Source organism: Variovorax sp. MPBD4-3 (genome assembly GCF_058809745.1).
In genome coordinates this window covers 17,521-34,604 of the sequence record NZ_JBXASW010000062.1, presented here as the reverse complement: position 1 = coordinate 34,604, position 17,084 = coordinate 17,521, and the positions used below count along the sequence as shown (strand labels likewise).

Here is a 17,084-nt window from a genome sequence, read left to right as displayed (position 1 = left end):
GGGTGCCGAGGGTGGTCATGGTCGGGGATCGGGAAAAGAGGGAAAAAAGCAACCGCAGCACTGTAAGCCACCCGCGCGGCGCAGGTGTCACACGCGGCAACGGCGGGGCCGTGGGGCTGATTCACAATCGATGTTCCTGCCGCGGCGACCGCCCCGTGCACCCCCCTTTTTCGTTTCTTCAAGGAGTTCTCTCATGGCTATCCAGACTGTCGGCATCATCGGCGCCGGAACAATGGGCAACGGCATCGCGCAGGCCTGCGCGGTGGCCGGCGTGAAGGTGGTGATGGTCGACATCGCCCAGGCGGCGGTCGACAAGGGCCTGGCCACGGTGTCGGGCAGCCTCGACCGCCTCATCAAGAAGGAAAAGCTCACCACCGAGCAGAAGACCGCCGCGCTGGCCCTCATCCAGGGCTCCACCAACTACGAAGACCTGAAGAGCGCGCAACTGGTCATCGAGGCGGCCACCGAGAACCACGCGCTCAAGCTCAAGATCCTCAAGCAGGTCGACGAGATGCTGGCGCCCGAGGTCATCATCGCCTCGAACACCTCGTCGATCTCGATCACGCAGCTGGCTGCGGCCACCTCGCGCGCCGACCGCTTCATCGGCATGCACTTCTTCAACCCGGTGCCGATGATGGCGCTGGTGGAGCTGATCCGCGGCTACCTCACGAGCGACGCCACGCACGACACGGTGAAGGAACTGGCCGAGCGCCTGGGCAAGTCGCCGATCACGGTGAAGAACGCGCCGGGCTTCGTGGTCAACCGCATCCTGGTGCCGATGATCAACGAGGCTTTCTTCGTGCTGTCCGAAGGCATCGCCACGGCGGAAGACATCGACGCCGGCATGAAGCTGGGCTGCAACCAGCCCATCGGCCCGCTGGCGCTGGCGGACATGATCGGCCTGGACGTGTGCCTGGCGGTGATGGAGGTCTACCTCGAGCAGTTCGGCGACTCCAAGTACCGCCCCTGCCCGCTGCTCAAGGAAATGGTGGCGGCGGGCCAGCTGGGCCGCAAGACCGGCCGCGGCGTGTACACGTACTGAGCCGCGCTGCCATAACGACAACACGGAGACAACACCGATGACCGCGACCCCCACCACCCCGCCCGCAGAAGGCTGCATCGACACCCAGGTGCTCGGCCACGTGCTGCTGATCGGCATCAACCGCCCGGCCAAGCGCAACGGCTGGACGCCGCCGATGTTCAGGCAGCTGGCCGAGGCCTACACCCGGCTCGACGACGACCCGGACCTGCGCGTGGGCGTGCTGCATGCGTTCGGCGACCACTTCACGGCGGGCCTCGACCTGCCTGCGGTCACCGAGTACATGAAGCGTGGCGAGAAGGCCATTCCCGCCGGCCTGGTGGAGCCGCACGACTTCGGCCTGCCCGGCTACCGCCGCCGCACCAAGCCGATGGTGGTGGCCGTCAAGGGCATCTGCTTCACGGTGGGCATCGAGCTGATGCTGGGCGCGGACATCGTGGTGGCGGCCGACAACTGCCGCTTCTCGCAGATGGAAGTGCAGCGCGGCATCATGGCCACGGGCGGCGCCACGCTGCGCATGGCCGAGCGCGCGGGCGTGGGCAACGCGATGCTGCACCTGCTCACGGCCGACGAGTTCGACAGCGCCGAGGCCTATCGCCTCAACTTCGTGCAGAAGGTGGTGCCGGCCGGGCAGGAGCTCGATGCCTCGCTGGCCATCGCCCAGCGCATCGCGGCGCAGGCGCCGCTGGCGGTGGTGGCCACGCGGCTCAACGTGATCAAGGCGGTGGAGCAAGGTCCGCTGGCGGCGGTGTCGGAATTCATCGAGACGCAGAAGCGCCTGTCGAACAGCGAGGACGCGGCCGAAGGCGTGCGCTCTTTCGTCGAACGCCGTCCCGCACGCTTCAGCGGCCGCTGATCCCCCCGTCTTCACCCAGAACAACAAACAACATGTCCGTCTTCATTCGCACGGCGCTTGCCGCTGCATTCACCTTGCTCGCCGTGAACACCACTTCCGCCCAGACCCCCACGCCCGCCGCACTGCCGGACCCCGCGGCCACTTCGGTCGACGCGATGGGCTGGATGAAGGGCTTCCCGCCCCCGCCCGACAAGCTCATCACCTTCGACAACCCGGCCGGCGGCGTGTTTCCGCGCACCCGCTGGAGTTTCTCGCACGTGCGCGAGACCGTGCCCACCGCCAACGTGTGGCGCGGCGCCGGCGCGGCCAGCCCGCTGCCGTCGGGGACCTCGCCGGTCCAGATCGAGGCCGTCACGTTCAACCCCCTGGGCAGCGACCAGACGCTCAACTTCGCCCAGATGATCTCCGGCACCTACACCGACGGCATCCTCGTGATGCACCGCGGCAAGGTGGTCTACGAAAAGTACTTCGGCGCGCTCACGCCCGAGCGTCCGCACATCGCGATGTCGGTCACCAAGTCCTTCGTGGGCACGCTGGCCGCCATCCTCGCGGACGAAGGCAGGCTCGACCCGGCCGCGCCCGTCACCAAATACATCCCCGAGCTGAAGGACACGGCATACGGCGACGCCACCGTGCGCCAGGTGATGGACATGACCGTGGGCGTGCACTACTCCGAGAACTACGCCGACCCCAAGGCCGAGATCTGGGACTACGCCCGCGCCGGCGGCATGCTCACCCAGGGCCAGAACTACACCGGACCGAAGTCGTTCTACGAATTCCTGGTCACGCTGAAGAAGGAAGGCGAGCATGGCGATGCCTTCGCCTACAAGACCGTCAACGCCGAGGTGCTGGCCTGGATTCTTCGCCGTGCCAGCAACCAGTCGCTGGCCGACCTGCTGAGCGAGAAGATCTGGCGGCGCATCGGCGCCGAGCAGGACGCCTACTTCATGGTCGACCGCATCGGCACCGAGTCGGGCGGCGGCGGCCTGAACACCGTGCTGCGCGACCTGGCCCGCTTCGGCGAGACCATGCGCAACGACGGCCGCGCGTCCAACGGCCAGCAGGCCATTCCGAAGGCGGTGGTGGAAGACATCCGCCGCGGCGGCGACCCGGCCAAGTTCGTCAAGGCCGGATACCCACTGCTGCAGGGCTGGTCTTACCGCGACATGTGGTGGGTCTCGCACAACCCGCATGGCGCCTACATGGCGCGCGGCATCCACGGCCAGAGCATCTATGTGGACCCGAAGGCCGAGATGGTCATCGTGCGCTATGCGGCGCATCCGGTGGCGGCCAACGGCGCGAACGACCCGCTGACGCTGCCCGCGTTCCAGGCGATGGGCGAGGCGCTGATGCGCCGCTGAGCCCGGCGAGGCTCAGCCGCGTGCTTCAGCGATGACCAGCAGCCCGTCCATGATCAGGCTCTCGACCAGCTCGAAATGCCCGTTCATGACCGGCGCCATCTTCCAGCCCGCGCCGCCGGTCATGTAGCAGGCCGGCTCGGCGCCGCAGTGCGAGCGCACGTGCTGCACCATCCGCTCGACGGCGCCGGCGATGGCGTAGGTGCCGCCGCTGGTGAGCGCGTCGCTGGTGTTGGTGGGAAATTCGCGCACTTCGCCGGTCGGCACATGCAGCCCGGCCGTGCCCGACTCCAGCGCGCGCAGCATGATGCCGTGGCCCGGCAGGATCAGGCCGCCGAGGAACTTGCCTTCGGCATCGATCGCCTCGACCGTCACGGCCGTGCCGATCAGCACCACCACCATCGGCCGCGGCGGCTCGCCCGGCTGCTCGGCCAGCATGCGGTGGCGCGCGCCGATCATCGCCACGAAGCGGTCGGCGCCCAGCCGGGTCGGGTGGTCGTAGCCGTTGACGATGCCGGCCTCGCCCGCGCTCGGCATGACCCAGCGCGGCGTGCAGTCGAAGCGCTCGACGATCTGCTCCTCGGCGCGGCGGCGCACCGCGTCGCCGGCCACCACGCAGCCCAGCATGGCGCCGGGCGCGGGCAGGTCGGCCCACGGGCCATCGGCCAGCCGCTCGATGTGGTCCAGGAATTCCGCTCCCTGCGCCTGCAACACGGCGCCGGGGCGGGCCGCATCGTAGAGCGCCCACTTGAGGCGGGTGTTGCCGATATCGATAGCGAGGAAGGGGGATGCCATGCGCCGGATTATTGCGACTTTGTGTCCAGGCATGCTGGCGCGTGCGTCGCATACGCGGCAAGGGCCCGTGCCGGGCCGCGGCTCGACAGGCTTGGCGCTGTACACGGGCGCGTAAACTTCCATCGATGAAGTGGAAGCCTGACGCCAACCGATCGTCCACCGCCGCAGCCGGGGCGCCGTGCGATCGACCCGCCGGGCGGCACCGATGAGCCGTCGCGAACCGACCATCTACGATCTGGCTCGGCTTGCCGAGACTTCCGCCTCCACGGTCAGCGCGATCCTCAATGGCACCTGGAAGAGCCGGCGCATCGGCGAGGAAACCGCGGCGCGCGTCCTCGCACTCGCGAAAGACCTGAAATACACGCTCAACCGGCAGGCCAGCGGCCTGCGGCGCAAGCGCTCCGGGCTGATCGGCATGCTCATTCCGATGCACGACAACCGCTTCTTCAGCGCCATGTCGCAGACCTTCGAGCGGCTGGCGCGCGAGCGGCATCTCTATCCCATCGTGGTCAGCACGCTGCGCGACCCGGAGCTGGAAGCAGAGACGGCACACACCCTGATCTCCTACCAGGTCGAATACCTGCTGGTGACCGGCGCCTCCGACCCCGACGCGGTGAGCAGGATCTGCGCGCACCACGGCATTGCACACCTGAATGTCGACCTGCCGGGCACGCTCGCGCCTTCGGTGGTTTCAGACAACCGTTGGGGCGCGCGTGAACTCACGGCGAAGCTCATCGAGCGATCGAAGGCGCCGCGTGCCGGGCGGCGCGACCGCTTCTGTTTCGTGGGCGGCATTCCGGGCGAGCACAACACGGTGCAGCGGATCGAGGGATTTTCCGAAGCCATCGCCGACGCGTTCGGCAGCCTGGACCGTGCGGACATCGATGCCTGCGGCTACGAAGCGGACCAGGCGGAAGCCTCGGTGCGATCGCTCTGCCAGCGCATGGGAGGCCTGCCGCGCGGGCTGTTCGTGAACTCGACCATCGCGCTGGAGGGCGTGGTGCGGTTTCTCAAGACCGTCCCGCTCGACGAGGTCCGCCAATGCGCCATCGGCAGCTACGACTGGGATCCTTTTGCGACCTGCCTGAGCTTTCCATTGCTCATGGTGCGGCAGGACATCCCGGGCCTGCTCGGAAGGGCCTTCGAGATCATCGATTCGGGCCGCTTCGATCCCGCCGAGGTCATCCGGATCCGCCCTGAGCTGGTCGAAGCCTGAGTCGCTGCGCGCCGCCGAACCGGCCCGACATGTGCATCCGGTATTCGCTCGGCGTCATGCCTTTCAGTCGCCGGAAGTGCCGGTTGAAATTGGAAATGTTGTTGAAGCCCACCAGGTAGCAGATGCTGGAGACCTGCGGGTCTTTCCTGCTCAGCAACTCGCAGGCCCTGGCGATCCGCACGCTGATCAGGAAGTCGGTGAAGGTACTGCCGGTCGCCCTCTTGAACAGCCTGGAGAAGCCGTTGAGGCCGACGCCGGCGCAATGGCTGGCGTCGGCCAGCGACAGGCTGTCGGCATAGTTTTGATAGACAAGCTCGAGCACCTTGTCGACCCGCCGGTCCAGGACGGTCTTGCGCTCGTCTCGTGCGCCCGGAATGGAGGTCGAGGAGAGCAACCGAAACCTGGGCCACCGCCCCAGGCATTGCAGCAATTCGGCCAGGGCGCTGAAGCGGGCAACGCCGAAAGTGTTTTGTACCAGGCGAAAACCGTCCTGCAGTTCACGGCCAGCATCCATGAACTCGATTCCGCAGCGGTCGCGGTCCAGCAGCGACACCACGTCGTGCAGATCCGGGAAGAGCTCCACCGCCTTGGGCATCAGGTCCCCCGGGAAATGGATCACGACGCTGCGCTCGCGCGTTCCGCTGGCCGGCGCATCGAGGGAGACCAGGTTGTGCGGAACCCGAGGACCGATCAGGACGATGGACCCCGGCTTGAACTCTCCGACATGGTTTCCGACGTAGGTGCGCCCCGAGGTCCGGAGGACGAGCTGGAGTTCATAGTCGTCGTGATAGTGCCATCGCTCCAGCGGCGAGGGCGTTGCATGGGTATGGCAACTGATGCCGCCCGATGGCTCGATGCCCAGCTCGACGCGCCGCGCCAGTTCGCTCTCGAACACGGCATCGCACCGGGCCTGGGACGGATCTTCCACGGGGAGCCTTCGAGCGTTGGAGGTGCAGCCCTGGCGACCGGCTATTGCGGCCTCGAATCCGCCTGGCCCGCCGCGATGGATTTCAATGCATGCATCACGTCGCGGGTGCCGTCGTAGAGCTTGCGGTACTGGGCGTACATGTCGTCGTAGAGCGCGCGCCGCGAAGGGTCCGGCACGATGCGACGCCCGGGCCGGACCCACCGGCCGATGTCGCCGCGCTGCACGAGGCCCGCCGCGCAGCCCGCCAGGAAGGCATTGCCGAAGCTCGCGCCGACGGTCACGGCCGGCACTTCCTGCTCCACCTGCGCGATGTCGGAGACGATCTGCAGCCAGGTGTTGCCTTGTGCGCCGCCGCCGACGGCCACCACGCGATCGACCTTCGCGCCGATGTCGGCGAAGGCTTCGAGGTTGTGGCGCACACCGAAGCCCACTCCTTCCAGCACGGCCCTGAAAAGCTGCTCCCTCGAATGCGACAGGCTCAGCCCCGCGATCACGCCGCTGGCCTGCGTGTCGTTGATGGGCGTGCGCTCGCCGCTGAAATACGGCAGCACCAGCAATCCGCCAGCGCCCGGCGCCACGTTGGCGGCGCCGTCGAAAAGCGCGGCGTAGCCGCCGGGCTCGGCGAGGTCGCGCGCAAGCTCGTCCTTGAACCATCGCGTCAGGCTGCCCGTGGTGCTCATGCCGGCGGCCAGATTGAATTGCCCTTCGTAGGCGCCCGCCACGGTCCAGACCCGCGGATCGGGCGTCGGCCTGTCCTGCACCAGCACGAAGAAGGTGGTGCTTCCATACATCACCATCAGGTCGCCGGGGGCGACCGCACCCACGCTGATCGCCTCGCTCAATGCATCGACCGCGCCCACGGCCACCGGCGTTCCCGCGGAAAGGCCGGTGGCTTGCGCGGCCTGCGCGGTGATCTCGCCGGCGATCTCGTCGGACCAGGCGGGCCGGGGCAGTGCATCCAACGGCACGAAGGCGCGATTGAAGCGTTCGTCCCACATGCCCGTGCGGGGGTTGTACAGCGGCATGTAGTGACTGGCCGTGTGCCGGTCGATGCGATGCTGCCCCGTGAGGCGCCAGCCCAGGTAGGAGCTGGCCGTGGCGAGATGCGCGGTTGCCGCCCAGACATCGGGCTCATGCCTGCGAAGCCAGCGGATCTTCGGCCCGATGGCCTGGCTGGTGAGGTCCATCAGCGAGAACTCGCGAATGGCCGCGGCGCCGAACTCCGACTCGATCTCGGCGATCTCCGCCTGCGCGCGCACGTCCACGCCGTACAGGATGGCGGGGCGCAGCGGGCGCATCCGGGCATCCAGCGGCACCACGCAGGGGCCGATCGCACTCACGGCCAGCGCGGCGACGTCCTGCCCGCTCAGGCCGGTGCCTTCCATCACCTTCCTGCACAGCGCGCAGACGTCGTGCCACCAGACCGTGTCGGCGTCCTGCTCCACATGGCCGGGGTGCGGCAGGCTGATGCCGTGGGGGATTGTGGCGGTGTTGAGGATGCGTCCGTCGAACGTCGTCAGGGTGGCCTTGCTGCTGTAGGTTCCGACGTCGATGCCGAGCAATGCGTGCTTCATGGGGACGAGAAAAGGGAATGCAGGGAGTGAGCCGATGCGGGTCGCACAATCGATTGTGCGCCTCTGCGCAATCGTATTGAGGCACTGGCCGCACGGCCATCGGGGTTTACCTCATCGCGCTCGCCGCTTCCGGGGCGCGGTGCGCGCCCTCCCCGACGCCTAGTTCTGCTTCCAGGGCAGCCCGCGCTTGCGCCAGCCGCCGGTCAGGCCACGGTGGCCGTTCTCGTCCGGATTGCCCTCGAAGCCTTCGAGGATGTTGTATGCCTCCACGCCCAGTTCGGTCGCGCGCTTCGCGGCGGCGATGGAGCGCACGCCGCTGCGGCACAGCATCACGAGTTTCCTGCCGCCCTCGGCCGCCGCGCGCACGCCGTCGTCGAAGGCCGGGTTCATCGCCATGCCCGGCCATTGCTTCCACGCCAGCGGCACGGCGCTGGGCACGTAGCCGACCCACTCGCGCTCGGCGTCGGTGCGCACGTCGACCATCACGGCCTGGCCGCCGGCCATCCATTGCGCGGCCTGCTCGGGCGTCACGTCGCCGGCGTAGCCCTTGTTCTCGACGGGATCAGTCATCTGCTTTCTTCCTTGGAATGCGGGTTTTCAATGACCGGAATTTTTCACCGCTTCGTGAAAACCCTGTTTGTTGCGTGTTCCTGTGCGCCAAAGATGGCGGCTTGGGCCTGTCAAACCATAACTCCAAGACGGCAGCCTGGGTTCCCCCAGTCAGAACAGCCAATTGGAGAGAGACAAATGACAGACAGCAAACTGCCCCGCCGCCGCGGGCTGCTCAAGGGCGCCGCCGTGGCCGCCGGTGCCATGTCCGTGCCGATGGTCAGCATGGCCCAGACCGCATCCTTGCGCTTCCAGAGCACCTGGCCCGCGAAAGACATCTTCCACGAGTACGCGCAGGACTACGCCAAGAAGGTCAATGACATGGCGGGCAACCGCCTGAAGATCGAGGTGCTGCCGGCCGGCTCGGTGGTGCCCGCATTCCAGCTGCTCGACGCGGTGGCCAAGGGCACGCTCGACGGCGGCCACGGCGTGGTCGCGTACTGGTACGGCAAGAACTCCGCGCTCGCGCTGTGGGGCTCGGGCCCCGGCTACGGCATGGACGCCAACATGATCCTGGCCTGGCACACCTACGGTGGCGGCAAGGCGCTGATGGACGAGATCTACAAGGGCCTGAACCTCGACGTGGCCTCCTACCTCTACGGCCCCATGCCCACGCAGCCGCTGGGCTGGTTCAAGAAACCGGTGGCCAAGGCCGAGGACATGAAGGGCCTGAAGTTCCGCACCGTGGGCCTGGCCGTGGACGTGTTCACCGACATGGGCGCCGCCGTGAACCCGCTGCCCGGCGGCGAGATCGTGCCCGCGCTGGACCGCGGCCTGATCGACGCGGCCGAGTTCAACAACGCATCGAGCGACCGCGTGCTGGGCTTTCCCGACGTGGCGAAGAACTGCATGCTGCAGAGCTTCCACCAGAGCGGCGAACAGTTCGAGGTGCTGTTCAACGGCAGCAAGCTGAAGTCGCTGCCGCCCGAGCTCAAGTCCATCATCGAATACGCCACGCAGGCGGCCAGCGCCGACATGAGCTGGAAGGCCATCGACCGCAACTCGAAGGACTACGAAGAGCTGAAGAAGTCCGGCATCAAGTTCTACAAGACGCCCGACGCGGTGCTGCGCGCGCAGCTCGCCTCATGGGACAAGACCATCGCGAAGAAGTCGGCCGAGAACCCGATGTTCAAGAAGGTGCTCGACTCGCAGCGTGCCTTTGCCGAACGCGCCGGCCAGTGGCAGAACGACTACTCGGTCGATTTCAAGATGGCCTACAACCACTACTTCGGACGACAGGCTAGGAAGGCCTGATGCGATTCATGTGACGCGAGGGCGCCCGGGCGGCGCCCTCTTTTTCATGCCTGCACGCATGCCGCGCACGGGTCGCGGCGAGGAGTTCGTTCCGATGCAATCTTTCCTGCTGGCGGTCGACCGGTTCTCCACATGGATCGGCAAGACCTTCGCCTGGTGCGCGCTGCTGCTCACGCTGCTCATCAGCTGGGAGGTGTTCTCGCGCTATGCGCTCAACAAGCCGCACGCCTGGGTGCTGGACGCGCAGATCATGCTGTACGGCGCGATGTTCATGACCGCCGGCGCCTACACGCTCTCGAAGAACGGCCACGTGCGCGGCGACGTGCTCTACGGCTTCTTCCGTCCGCGCACGCAGGCGACGGTCGACCTGGTGCTGTACATCGTGTTCTTCCTGCCGGGCATCGTCGCGCTCACCTGGGCCGGCTGGATCTACGCGGGCGAGTCGCTCGCCATCCGCGAGCAGACCTTCTCGGCCGAGCCGCTGCCGCTTTACCCCTTCAAGTACATCATCCCGCTCGCGGGCTTCACGCTGCTGCTGCAGGGCATCGTCGAGATCATCCGCTGCGTGCAGTGCATCCGGCAGGGCGCATGGCCTTCGCGCGAGCAGGACGTGGAAGAGGTCGACGTCGAGAAGCTCAAGGAAATGGTGCACGTGAAAGACGAGGACATCGCCGCGCTCGACCGCGTGGTGGTGGGGCAGACAGCCACCGGGGGCGCGCGATGATCCGCCGCGAACTCTGGTTCGGCCTGTCGTTCATGGCGCTGATCGTGATCGGCGCTGGCACCGTGCTGGCCAATGCGCCCACCATCACCAACGGCCACCTCGGGCTGCTGATGCTGTCGCTGGTGGTCGTAGCCATCATGCTGGGCTTTCCCACGGCGTTCACGCTGATGGGCATGGGCATGATCTTCACCTGGCTCGCCTACGACCGCGACTGGCACCGCACGCTCGACCTGATGGTGCAGTCGGCCTTCAAGACCATGGCCAACGACGTGCTCATCGCGGTGCCGCTGTTCGTGTTCATGGGCTACCTGGTGGAGCGAGCAAACCTCATCGAATCGCTGTTCAAGAGCCTGCACCTGGCGCTCGCGCGGCTGCCGGGCGCGCTCGCGGTGGCGACGCTGGTCACCTGCACCATCTTCGCGACGGCCACCGGCATCGTGGGCGCGGTGGTCACGCTGATGGGCCTGCTGGCGCTGCCGGCCATGCTGCGCGCGGGCTACAGCGTGCCGCTGGCCGCGGGCGCGATCACGGCGGGCGGCTGCCTGGGCATCCTGATTCCGCCGTCGGTGCTGCTGATCGTTTACGGCGCGACGGCCGGGGTGTCGGTGGTGCAGCTGTATGCGGGCGCATTCTTTCCGGGGCTGATGCTGGCTTCGCTCTATGTGCTGTACGTGATCATCATCGCGTGGATCAAGCCGCAGTGGGCGCCGCCGCTGTCGCAGGCCGAGCGCGTGGTGCCGCTGCCGCCGCTGTCGCAGCGGCTGGCCGAAAGCCCCGCCGCGCATGCGCTGGTGGGCTTGGTCAAGGGGCGGCGCAATGCCGGCGTGCCGCTCTCGCATGTGCTGAAGCAGCTCGGCATCGTCGCGATGCCCGGCGTGATCTTCCTGCTGCTGGCGGCCTTCAGCTACAAGGCCGTGACCACGGTGGAGGCGCAGGCGCGCTACGACATCGAGGAGATCGGCGCCGTGCGCAGCGCACCCGCCGCGGGCGGCTTGCAGGAACCGCCGTCCGAAGGCGGGCTGCAGGAGCCGCCGCGCGAAGAAAGCCTGCAGGAGCCACCCGGCGGTGAACAGGCGCCGGAGCCCGCCGCGGCCGCCGCCCCGCTGGGCGAGCCGGCAGAAGCAGCGCAAGGCGCCGCCGAAAGTGCCGCCGAAGCCGCCACCGAGCGCCCCGCGCCCACTTGGTGGTGGGTCACCTTCGCGATCTTCGGCGCCATCGTCACGCTGTTCTACCTGTTCCTGAGCTTCGCGCGGCTCGAGATCTTCAAGATGCTGCTGGCGTCGTTCTTCCCGCTGGTGCTGCTGATCCTTTCGGTGCTGGGCTCCATCGTGCTGGGCCTTGCCACGCCGACCGAGGCAGCCGCCATGGGCGCGCTCGGCGGCATGCTGCTGGCCGCGGCCTACCGGCGGCTGAACCTCGCGGTGCTGAAGGAGTCGGTGTTCCTCACGGCCAAGACATCGGCCATGGTGTGCTGGCTCTTCGTGGGCTCGGCCATCTTCTCGGCCGCGTTCGCGCTGCTGGGCGGGCAGGCGCTGGTGGAAGAGTGGGTGCTGGGCATGAACCTCACGAAGGTGGAGTTCCTGATCCTGAGCCAGGTCATCATCTTCCTGCTGGGCTGGCCGCTGGAGTGGACCGAGATCATCGTGATCTTCATGCCCATCTTCATCCCGCTGCTCGACAACTTCGGCGTCGACCCGCTGTTCTTCGGGCTGCTGGTGGCGCTGAACCTGCAGACGGCCTTCCTGTCGCCGCCGGTGGCCATGGCGGCCTTCTACCTGAAGGGCGTGAGCCCGCCGCACGTGACGCTCAACCAGATATTCCTGGGCATGCTGCCCTTCATGGGCATCCAGGTGCTGGCGATCGTGCTGCTGTACACGTGGCCGCAGATCGGGCTGTGGCTGCCGCAGCTGCTCTACAAGTAGAGCAATGTCGTCGCGCTCTGCGTCTACTCCGGCGCGGTTCCATTGACGATAAAGAGCCGAGCCACCTTTGCGACCTGCTCCCGCATGAACCCCATGCCTATGAGCAAATATATGCTCAAGCGTGCAGAAATTCTCAGGCTGCTACTTGAGACATAGCAGACTGAGCCGAGCGCCCCTACCATGATGCCTCAAATTAAAAAGGGAGTGGCACATGAGCGGCAGGGAGTTTTGCGCGCCGGACAATTCAAATCATCCCAAATGGAAAAGTTGGGACGTTTTCAAATGGCGCGTATTATCGGAAAAAATGGGTGGCGGGCGAGCATATCTGCAAGCGTACAAAGACGGTTGGGTTGTTTACAATAAATTCCGTATAAAAGATGCGGCGGAGCAATACCGAATCCCTCCCGCGATGCTCGGCTGCGTCGCTTGGGCCGAAGTGGGCGGCAAACCCGACGGCATCAAAAGACCGGTATTCCAAGGACGCACGTTGCAGCGAACACTGGCGGGCCGACCCGTCAAATTTGGAAAGCCGCCCGAAGAAACATCGGTTGGCGCGGTCAGCATCCAGCTGCGGGTTGCCTCCAAAGAGCTAGGCATACCGATCGAACTGTTGTCGTACTCCGATCGAATGAACCTGATTGCGTGCCTTGAGACCGACACGTTCAATTTGAACGTCGTTGCTCTGCATCTGAAAAATCTGATCCTGTACGACTACCCAGGCACCGATACTTCAAATCTCACTGACGAACAATTCATCGTCGCAGGCTCTCGCTATAACCGAGGCATCGAGCGTGCGTTGAATGAATTTATAGATTCAATAAAGCTTTCCCCTGGAAGCCAAGGCAGGCAATTTTCCGAATATGGGCGCAGAATGCTGGAGCATCGCGACCATATCTTAATGCTTCTCGAAAAAGTCTGACAATGAAAAGAATAGGTCTGGCAGTTGTATCGGCGTATGCCTTCTTTTGCATTGCCCTGATGCTTCTCATGCCCATGAACAAGTATGAATGGATGTTGGACGAGCCGAGTGCAAAATCCGATGGGCTGACTTTTTGTGGATTGCCTATTGACAATGACATCAGCACCAGATTTTTCTCTGTCGCCTTTTTAATTCCACTCTTTGTTTTTGCAGCGATCCAGTCAATCAGAGAGAAAAAAATACATTACTCCCTTTGGATTGCCATTGCCTTGCTCGCGATTTGGGGGTGGCGTTTTTTTATCTATTACCCGTTGTGCTGAGCTGGCGAGGCAAAGGGTTGAAGGTTCGCGGCCCTGTCTCAGCGCCGCCGCTCCACATACGGCCGCGCCTGCAGCAGCACGATCCTGTCGCCCACCGTCGCCCATTCGATGTCCTGGTCGACCGCGTTGAAGGTGCGCTTCACCGCCGCGCCCACGTTGGCCAGGCGCACCACCAGGTCGTCGGTCAGCACGTTGCGCCCGGCCTGCAGCGGCACTTCCTTCACGCCGCCGTCCTTGTCGAGCTGCAACGCCGTGTCTTCGGCCGAGCGGCTCAGCACCTGGATGGCCTTGGACCAGCTCGAATACATCACCTGCTCCGCCACCCGCTGCCCCTCGACCACGCGGATGCCGATGCCGCGCTTGGCCGAGATGTAGGTGACGTGCGCATGCCCCGCGTCGAAGGGGTCGCGGGTGATCAGCACGCCGGCGTTGGTGGAGTCGATGGCGGTCTGCACGAACACGCCCATCAGCACCGACTCGGCGCCGAAGCCCGCGGCGCCGCGCGCCTCCCATGCCTCGGGGTTGAAGACCGAAGCCCAGACCTTCTTGACCGCGGCCTCGAGCGCGTCGCCGGTCTTGACGTTGGGCACGGTGGTGTAGAGCCCCGCGCCGCTGAAGCCGGGCAGGTCTTCGGAGTTGGACGAACTGCGCACGAACACGCCACCCCCGCCCAATTGCGACTGCCATGCCGCGCGCCATGAAGCGGCAGTGGCCGCATCGACCGGCCATTGCACGATCTCGTCGCGCAGCTGCGCCAGCGCTTTCTGGCGGACCTTGGGGTCGCTCGCGAAGCCGGGTTGCTGCTGCATGCGCGCGATGCGCTCGCCCAGGCCGTTCGCTCGCATGAAGCGGTCGTAGTGGGCAAAGGGCACGCAGAAGCCGTCGGGCACCGACGTGCCCGGAATGCGTGCGGCCTGCATGGCGCCGAGGTTGGCGGCCTTGGTGCCGCACTGCGCGCTGTTGCGGGCGCGCAGCGAGGCCAGCGGCAGCAGGCGGGTCTCGAGCAGGTCGGGCTTGACGGCCTTCGCACCGCCGGGCGTGGCGCCGGCGGCGGCGGTGCGCACCGCGCGCGGCGGCAGCGCCGCGATCTCATCGGCCGTGAGGCGGCGCACCTGGTAGCCCGAGGCCGCGACCTTCAGCGCCACCCACTGGCCCGCGTGCTCCTTCAGCACCGTCGCAGCGTCGCGCACATAGGCGTTCGGAATGCCCCAGCCCTTGGCCAGCAGGTTGACGTGCGACAGCGCCGTGGACGGCCGCTCGGTCAGCACGCCCGCCACCGGCGGCAGGCTCAGGGGCACCTGCCGCAGCACCGCGATGTCGTCGGGCAGCAGTGCGTTGATGCCCGACTCGTCCTCCACCACGCGCACGCGGCCGGTGGCGGTGCCGACGTTCATCGGCAGATAGGGCTGCTCGCGGATCAACGCCTCCTGGCTTATGTAGTCGATGCCGGTTTCCATGGCAATTCGCTCGTGCAGCGTGGAGTTGGTCTTGAACTTCACGGGCGCGAAGAAGCTGGCCTTCACCTGCGCGTCGGCCTGCCGCAGCAGCGGCGCGGTGAGCCGGTCGCCTTCCCAGAATTCGTAGCTGAAGGCGCCGATGTTCTGCTGCCAGCTCAGCGTGCCGAACAGGAAGCGGCGGTCGGGCACGAGGTAGTTGCGATCGATCTCGCGCTTGGCGGTGTCGGGCGCCAGCCGCGTGTCGCGCAGGAACCGCACGTGCAGCTGGTAGCGCGGCGTGTCGATGTAGTACATGCGCGGCGCCGGCTTCGCCTTCAGGTCGACGACGAACAGCACGTGAGCCAGCTGCATCGGCGTGCCGGCGTCGTAGACGCGCGCGAGCTGGTCGAAGTCGCCCTGGCTGCGCAGCGCCGGCAGCGACGACGGCACCGCCGGACGCGCCCCCTGCGGCTGGGCCGGGCCCTGCTGGTTCTGTTGCTGATAGTAAGAAGGCTTGCGCGCGAGCTGGGCGGCGGCCGGCACCGCCGCGGTGGCGGCGATGCACAGCGCCAGCAGCGCCGGCCATCTCTTGTGGAAGCACATTTCGCCCTCAAGGCGCGCGTTGTTTTCGTTTTTCACCTCTGTTCCCTCCTTACAGCTGGTTGCCGAATGCACCTGCGCTTCACCAAGCAAGGGGACGGCGCTGACAGCGGCAGCGGATTCTCGCGCGTTACAAACAGGCAAACCAAGCGACCGGACCGCTTCGTACATCCGGGGATCAGAGGAAACACATGAACCGCAAGACACCCGGGCGCATTCGTCGCCCGCTGCAACAGTGGCTGCTCGGCCTGGCGCTCCTGGGCGCCGGCATCGCGGCCGGCGCCCAGCCCGGCCCACAGGGCCAGATCGCACGCCTGAACCAGCAACAGGGCACCGTGAGCATCGCGCCCGCCGGCCAGGACCGCTGGCAGGCGGCCCGGCAAGGCAGCACGCTGTCGGTCGGCGACCGCGTCTGGACCGACCGCAACGCGCGCGCCGAGTTCTACATCGGCCCGGTGGCGCTGCGGCTGGGCAGCCAGACGCAGGTGGAGTTCTCGGGACTCGACGGCAACTTCGTGGACATCACCACCACGCAGGGCGAGCTGCAGTTGCGCGTGCGCGACGGCCTGGCGGGCCAGCGCCTGAAGATCCACACCGGCAACCTGCAGGCGGTGATCACCGCGCCGGGCGAATACCGCTTCGCCGCGGACACCGCCACTTCCACCACCTGGGTGGCGGTTGCGTCGGGCCAACTCACGCTGTACGGAAGGAACGGCGCCTCGCAGTTGCTGACCGACCGCCAGCAGACGACCGTGTCCGGACGCGACCTGGCGGTCGTGCAGACCCAGCGGGTGCAGAACGCCGGCTTCGACGCCTGGGTGGCCGAGCGCGACCGGAACGAGGACCGCTCCTCCGGCACCGCACGCTTCGAGCCGCCCGGCCTGCTGGTGCAACCGGCGGTGGTGGCCGTGCCGCCGCCGCAGGTGCGCTACGAGCCCGACTACAGGGTGCAGCAGGAGCAACAGCTGGCCTGGCAGCGCGAGCAGGAGTGGCGCCAGCAGCAGGAGGAACTCCGCCAGCAGGAAGATTGGCGCCGCGACCAGGAATGGCGCCAGCAGCGCGAATGGCAGCAGCGCCGCGAGTGGCGCGATCGCGCCGAGCAGGACCGCTGGCGGCAACAGCAGCAACAACAGCAGATCCAGTTGCAGCTCCAGCAGCAGCAACAGCAGGCCCTGCGCCAGCAACAGGAAATGCAGCTGCGCGCCGCGCAGGCGCAGGCCCAGCAGCAACAGCAGCTGCTTCAACAGCAACAGCGCGCGGCGCAGCAGGCGGCGCAAGTCCAGCAGCAGCAACTGCAGCTTCGCCAGCAGCAGGAGATGCAACTGCGCGCCGTACAGATGCAGCAACAGGTGCAGGCCCAGCAGGCGGCGCAGCAGAACGCGTTGCGCCAGGCCCAGGAAGCGCAGCTTCGTGCGATACAGCAGCAACAGCAACGCGGCGCTGCCGCAACGCCGCAGCAGCAACAAGGCCAGGGCGAAGACCTGAAGCGGCTCTGGACCTCGCCGGACTCGCGCTGATCCCCGCGGGCGCGGGG

15 protein-coding genes are annotated in these 17,084 nt (G+C 66.6%); 10 read left to right on the top strand and 5 right to left on the bottom strand.

The window, feature by feature from the left end; all coding sequences use genetic code 11:
- Positions 1–193: 193 nt before the first annotated feature.
- The 3 genes from AC1RVW_RS25920 to AC1RVW_RS25910 are packed head-to-tail and all read left to right on the top strand — an operon-like array spanning position 194 to position 3,256.
- On the top strand, positions 194–1,042 hold the full coding sequence (locus AC1RVW_RS25920) for a 3-hydroxybutyryl-CoA dehydrogenase (protein ID WP_493203444.1): 849 nt from the start codon (positions 194–196) through the stop codon (positions 1,040–1,042).
- Between the two features lie 37 nt (positions 1,043–1,079).
- Entirely contained in the window at positions 1,080–1,895 is an 816-nt protein-coding gene (locus AC1RVW_RS25915) for a crotonase/enoyl-CoA hydratase family protein (protein ID WP_081270409.1), read from the top strand.
- 32 nt (positions 1,896–1,927) lie between these two features.
- The gene (locus AC1RVW_RS25910; RefSeq protein WP_493203441.1) at positions 1,928–3,256 is read left to right on the top strand and encodes a serine hydrolase domain-containing protein; all 1,329 of its coding nucleotides are present in this window, start codon (positions 1,928–1,930) and stop codon (positions 3,254–3,256) included.
- A gap of 12 nt (positions 3,257–3,268) precedes the next feature.
- Here the strand turns inward: AC1RVW_RS25910 and AC1RVW_RS25905 are convergent, their stop codons facing one another.
- Positions 3,269–4,048, bottom strand: coding sequence for a type III pantothenate kinase (locus AC1RVW_RS25905; protein WP_081270411.1), 780 nt, complete (start codon positions 4,046–4,048; stop codon positions 3,269–3,271).
- A gap of 205 nt (positions 4,049–4,253) precedes the next feature.
- On the opposite strand from AC1RVW_RS25905, the gene AC1RVW_RS25900 reads away from it, so the two are divergent.
- A complete protein-coding gene (locus AC1RVW_RS25900; protein WP_106936560.1) occupies positions 4,254–5,264 on the top strand; it encodes a substrate-binding domain-containing protein in 1,011 nt (336 codons plus the stop codon).
- Here the strand turns inward: AC1RVW_RS25900 and AC1RVW_RS25895 are convergent.
- From AC1RVW_RS25895 to AC1RVW_RS25885, 3 genes are all read right to left on the bottom strand, one after another.
- Entirely contained in the window at positions 5,230–6,192 is a 963-nt protein-coding gene (locus tag AC1RVW_RS25895; RefSeq protein WP_159053684.1) for a helix-turn-helix domain-containing protein, read from the bottom strand. The genes AC1RVW_RS25900 and AC1RVW_RS25895 overlap by 35 nt on opposite strands.
- Before the next feature lie 41 nt (positions 6,193–6,233).
- A complete protein-coding gene (locus AC1RVW_RS25890) occupies positions 6,234–7,766 on the bottom strand; it encodes an FGGY-family carbohydrate kinase (protein ID WP_493203438.1) in 1,533 nt (510 codons plus the stop codon).
- A gap of 159 nt (positions 7,767–7,925) precedes the next feature.
- Positions 7,926–8,336: a rhodanese-like domain-containing protein gene (locus AC1RVW_RS25885; RefSeq protein ID WP_493203436.1), complete on the bottom strand. Its 411-nt coding sequence runs from the start codon at positions 8,334–8,336 to the stop codon at positions 7,926–7,928.
- Positions 8,337–8,513: 177 nt separating this feature from the next.
- Between AC1RVW_RS25885 and AC1RVW_RS25880 the strand changes: the two genes are divergently transcribed.
- The 5 genes from AC1RVW_RS25880 (at position 8,514) to AC1RVW_RS25860 (ending at position 13,514) form a co-directional block, all read left to right on the top strand.
- A complete protein-coding gene (locus AC1RVW_RS25880) occupies positions 8,514–9,629 on the top strand; it encodes a TRAP transporter substrate-binding protein (protein ID WP_106936556.1) in 1,116 nt (371 codons plus the stop codon).
- A 94-nt stretch (positions 9,630–9,723) separates the two neighbouring features.
- Positions 9,724–10,353, top strand: coding sequence for a TRAP transporter small permease subunit (locus tag AC1RVW_RS25875; RefSeq protein ID WP_493203434.1), 630 nt, complete (start codon positions 9,724–9,726; stop codon positions 10,351–10,353).
- Positions 10,350–12,275: a TRAP transporter large permease gene (locus AC1RVW_RS25870; RefSeq protein ID WP_493203432.1), complete on the top strand. Its 1,926-nt coding sequence runs from the start codon at positions 10,350–10,352 to the stop codon at positions 12,273–12,275. The genes AC1RVW_RS25875 and AC1RVW_RS25870 overlap by 4 nt, the downstream gene beginning before the upstream one ends.
- Before the next feature lie 211 nt (positions 12,276–12,486).
- Positions 12,487–13,194 carry a hypothetical protein gene (locus AC1RVW_RS25865; RefSeq protein WP_493203430.1) on the top strand — a complete coding sequence of 236 codons (708 nt, stop codon included), beginning with the start codon at positions 12,487–12,489 and terminating at the stop codon, positions 13,192–13,194.
- Positions 13,195–13,196: 2 nt separating this feature from the next.
- Complete coding sequence (locus tag AC1RVW_RS25860; protein ID WP_285415074.1) at positions 13,197–13,514, top strand: DUF2645 family protein; 318 nt, start codon at positions 13,197–13,199, stop codon at positions 13,512–13,514.
- Positions 13,515–13,552: 38 nt separating this feature from the next.
- On the opposite strand, the gene AC1RVW_RS25855 is transcribed toward AC1RVW_RS25860, so the two are convergent.
- A complete protein-coding gene (locus tag AC1RVW_RS25855; RefSeq protein ID WP_493203445.1) occupies positions 13,553–15,553 on the bottom strand; it encodes a PEP/pyruvate-binding domain-containing protein in 2,001 nt (666 codons plus the stop codon).
- Between the two features lie 188 nt (positions 15,554–15,741).
- On the opposite strand from AC1RVW_RS25855, the gene AC1RVW_RS25850 reads away from it, so the two are divergent.
- Positions 15,742–17,067 carry a hypothetical protein gene (locus AC1RVW_RS25850; RefSeq protein ID WP_493203428.1) on the top strand — a complete coding sequence of 442 codons (1,326 nt, stop codon included), beginning with the start codon at positions 15,742–15,744 and terminating at the stop codon, positions 17,065–17,067.
- Positions 17,068–17,084: the final 17 nt, after the last annotated feature.

What these genes read in the sequence shown, in the direction of transcription:
- AC1RVW_RS25920 (WP_493203444.1), top strand. Translation starts at nt 194, where the DNA reads ATGGCTATCCAGACTGTCGGCATCATCGGCGCCGGAACAATGGGCAAC.
- AC1RVW_RS25915 (WP_081270409.1), top strand. Translation starts at nt 1,080, where the DNA reads ATGACCGCGACCCCCACCACCCCGCCCGCAGAAGGCTGCATCGACACC.
- AC1RVW_RS25910 (WP_493203441.1), top strand. Translation starts at nt 1,928, where the DNA reads ATGTCCGTCTTCATTCGCACGGCGCTTGCCGCTGCATTCACCTTGCTC.
- AC1RVW_RS25905 (WP_081270411.1), bottom strand. Translation starts at nt 4,048, where the DNA reads ATGGCATCCCCCTTCCTCGCTATCGATATCGGCAACACCCGCCTCAAG.
- AC1RVW_RS25900 (WP_106936560.1), top strand. Translation starts at nt 4,254, where the DNA reads ATGAGCCGTCGCGAACCGACCATCTACGATCTGGCTCGGCTTGCCGAG.
- AC1RVW_RS25890 (WP_493203438.1), bottom strand. Translation starts at nt 7,766, where the DNA reads ATGAAGCACGCATTGCTCGGCATCGACGTCGGAACCTACAGCAGCAAG.
- AC1RVW_RS25885 (WP_493203436.1), bottom strand. Translation starts at nt 8,336, where the DNA reads ATGACTGATCCCGTCGAGAACAAGGGCTACGCCGGCGACGTGACGCCC.
- AC1RVW_RS25880 (WP_106936556.1), top strand. Translation starts at nt 8,514, where the DNA reads ATGACAGACAGCAAACTGCCCCGCCGCCGCGGGCTGCTCAAGGGCGCC.
- AC1RVW_RS25875 (WP_493203434.1), top strand. Translation starts at nt 9,724, where the DNA reads ATGCAATCTTTCCTGCTGGCGGTCGACCGGTTCTCCACATGGATCGGC.
- AC1RVW_RS25870 (WP_493203432.1), top strand. Translation starts at nt 10,350, where the DNA reads ATGATCCGCCGCGAACTCTGGTTCGGCCTGTCGTTCATGGCGCTGATC.
- AC1RVW_RS25865 (WP_493203430.1), top strand. Translation starts at nt 12,487, where the DNA reads ATGAGCGGCAGGGAGTTTTGCGCGCCGGACAATTCAAATCATCCCAAA.
- AC1RVW_RS25860 (WP_285415074.1), top strand. Translation starts at nt 13,197, where the DNA reads ATGAAAAGAATAGGTCTGGCAGTTGTATCGGCGTATGCCTTCTTTTGC.
- AC1RVW_RS25855 (WP_493203445.1), bottom strand. Translation starts at nt 15,553, where the DNA reads ATGTGCTTCCACAAGAGATGGCCGGCGCTGCTGGCGCTGTGCATCGCC.
- AC1RVW_RS25850 (WP_493203428.1), top strand. Translation starts at nt 15,742, where the DNA reads ATGAACCGCAAGACACCCGGGCGCATTCGTCGCCCGCTGCAACAGTGG.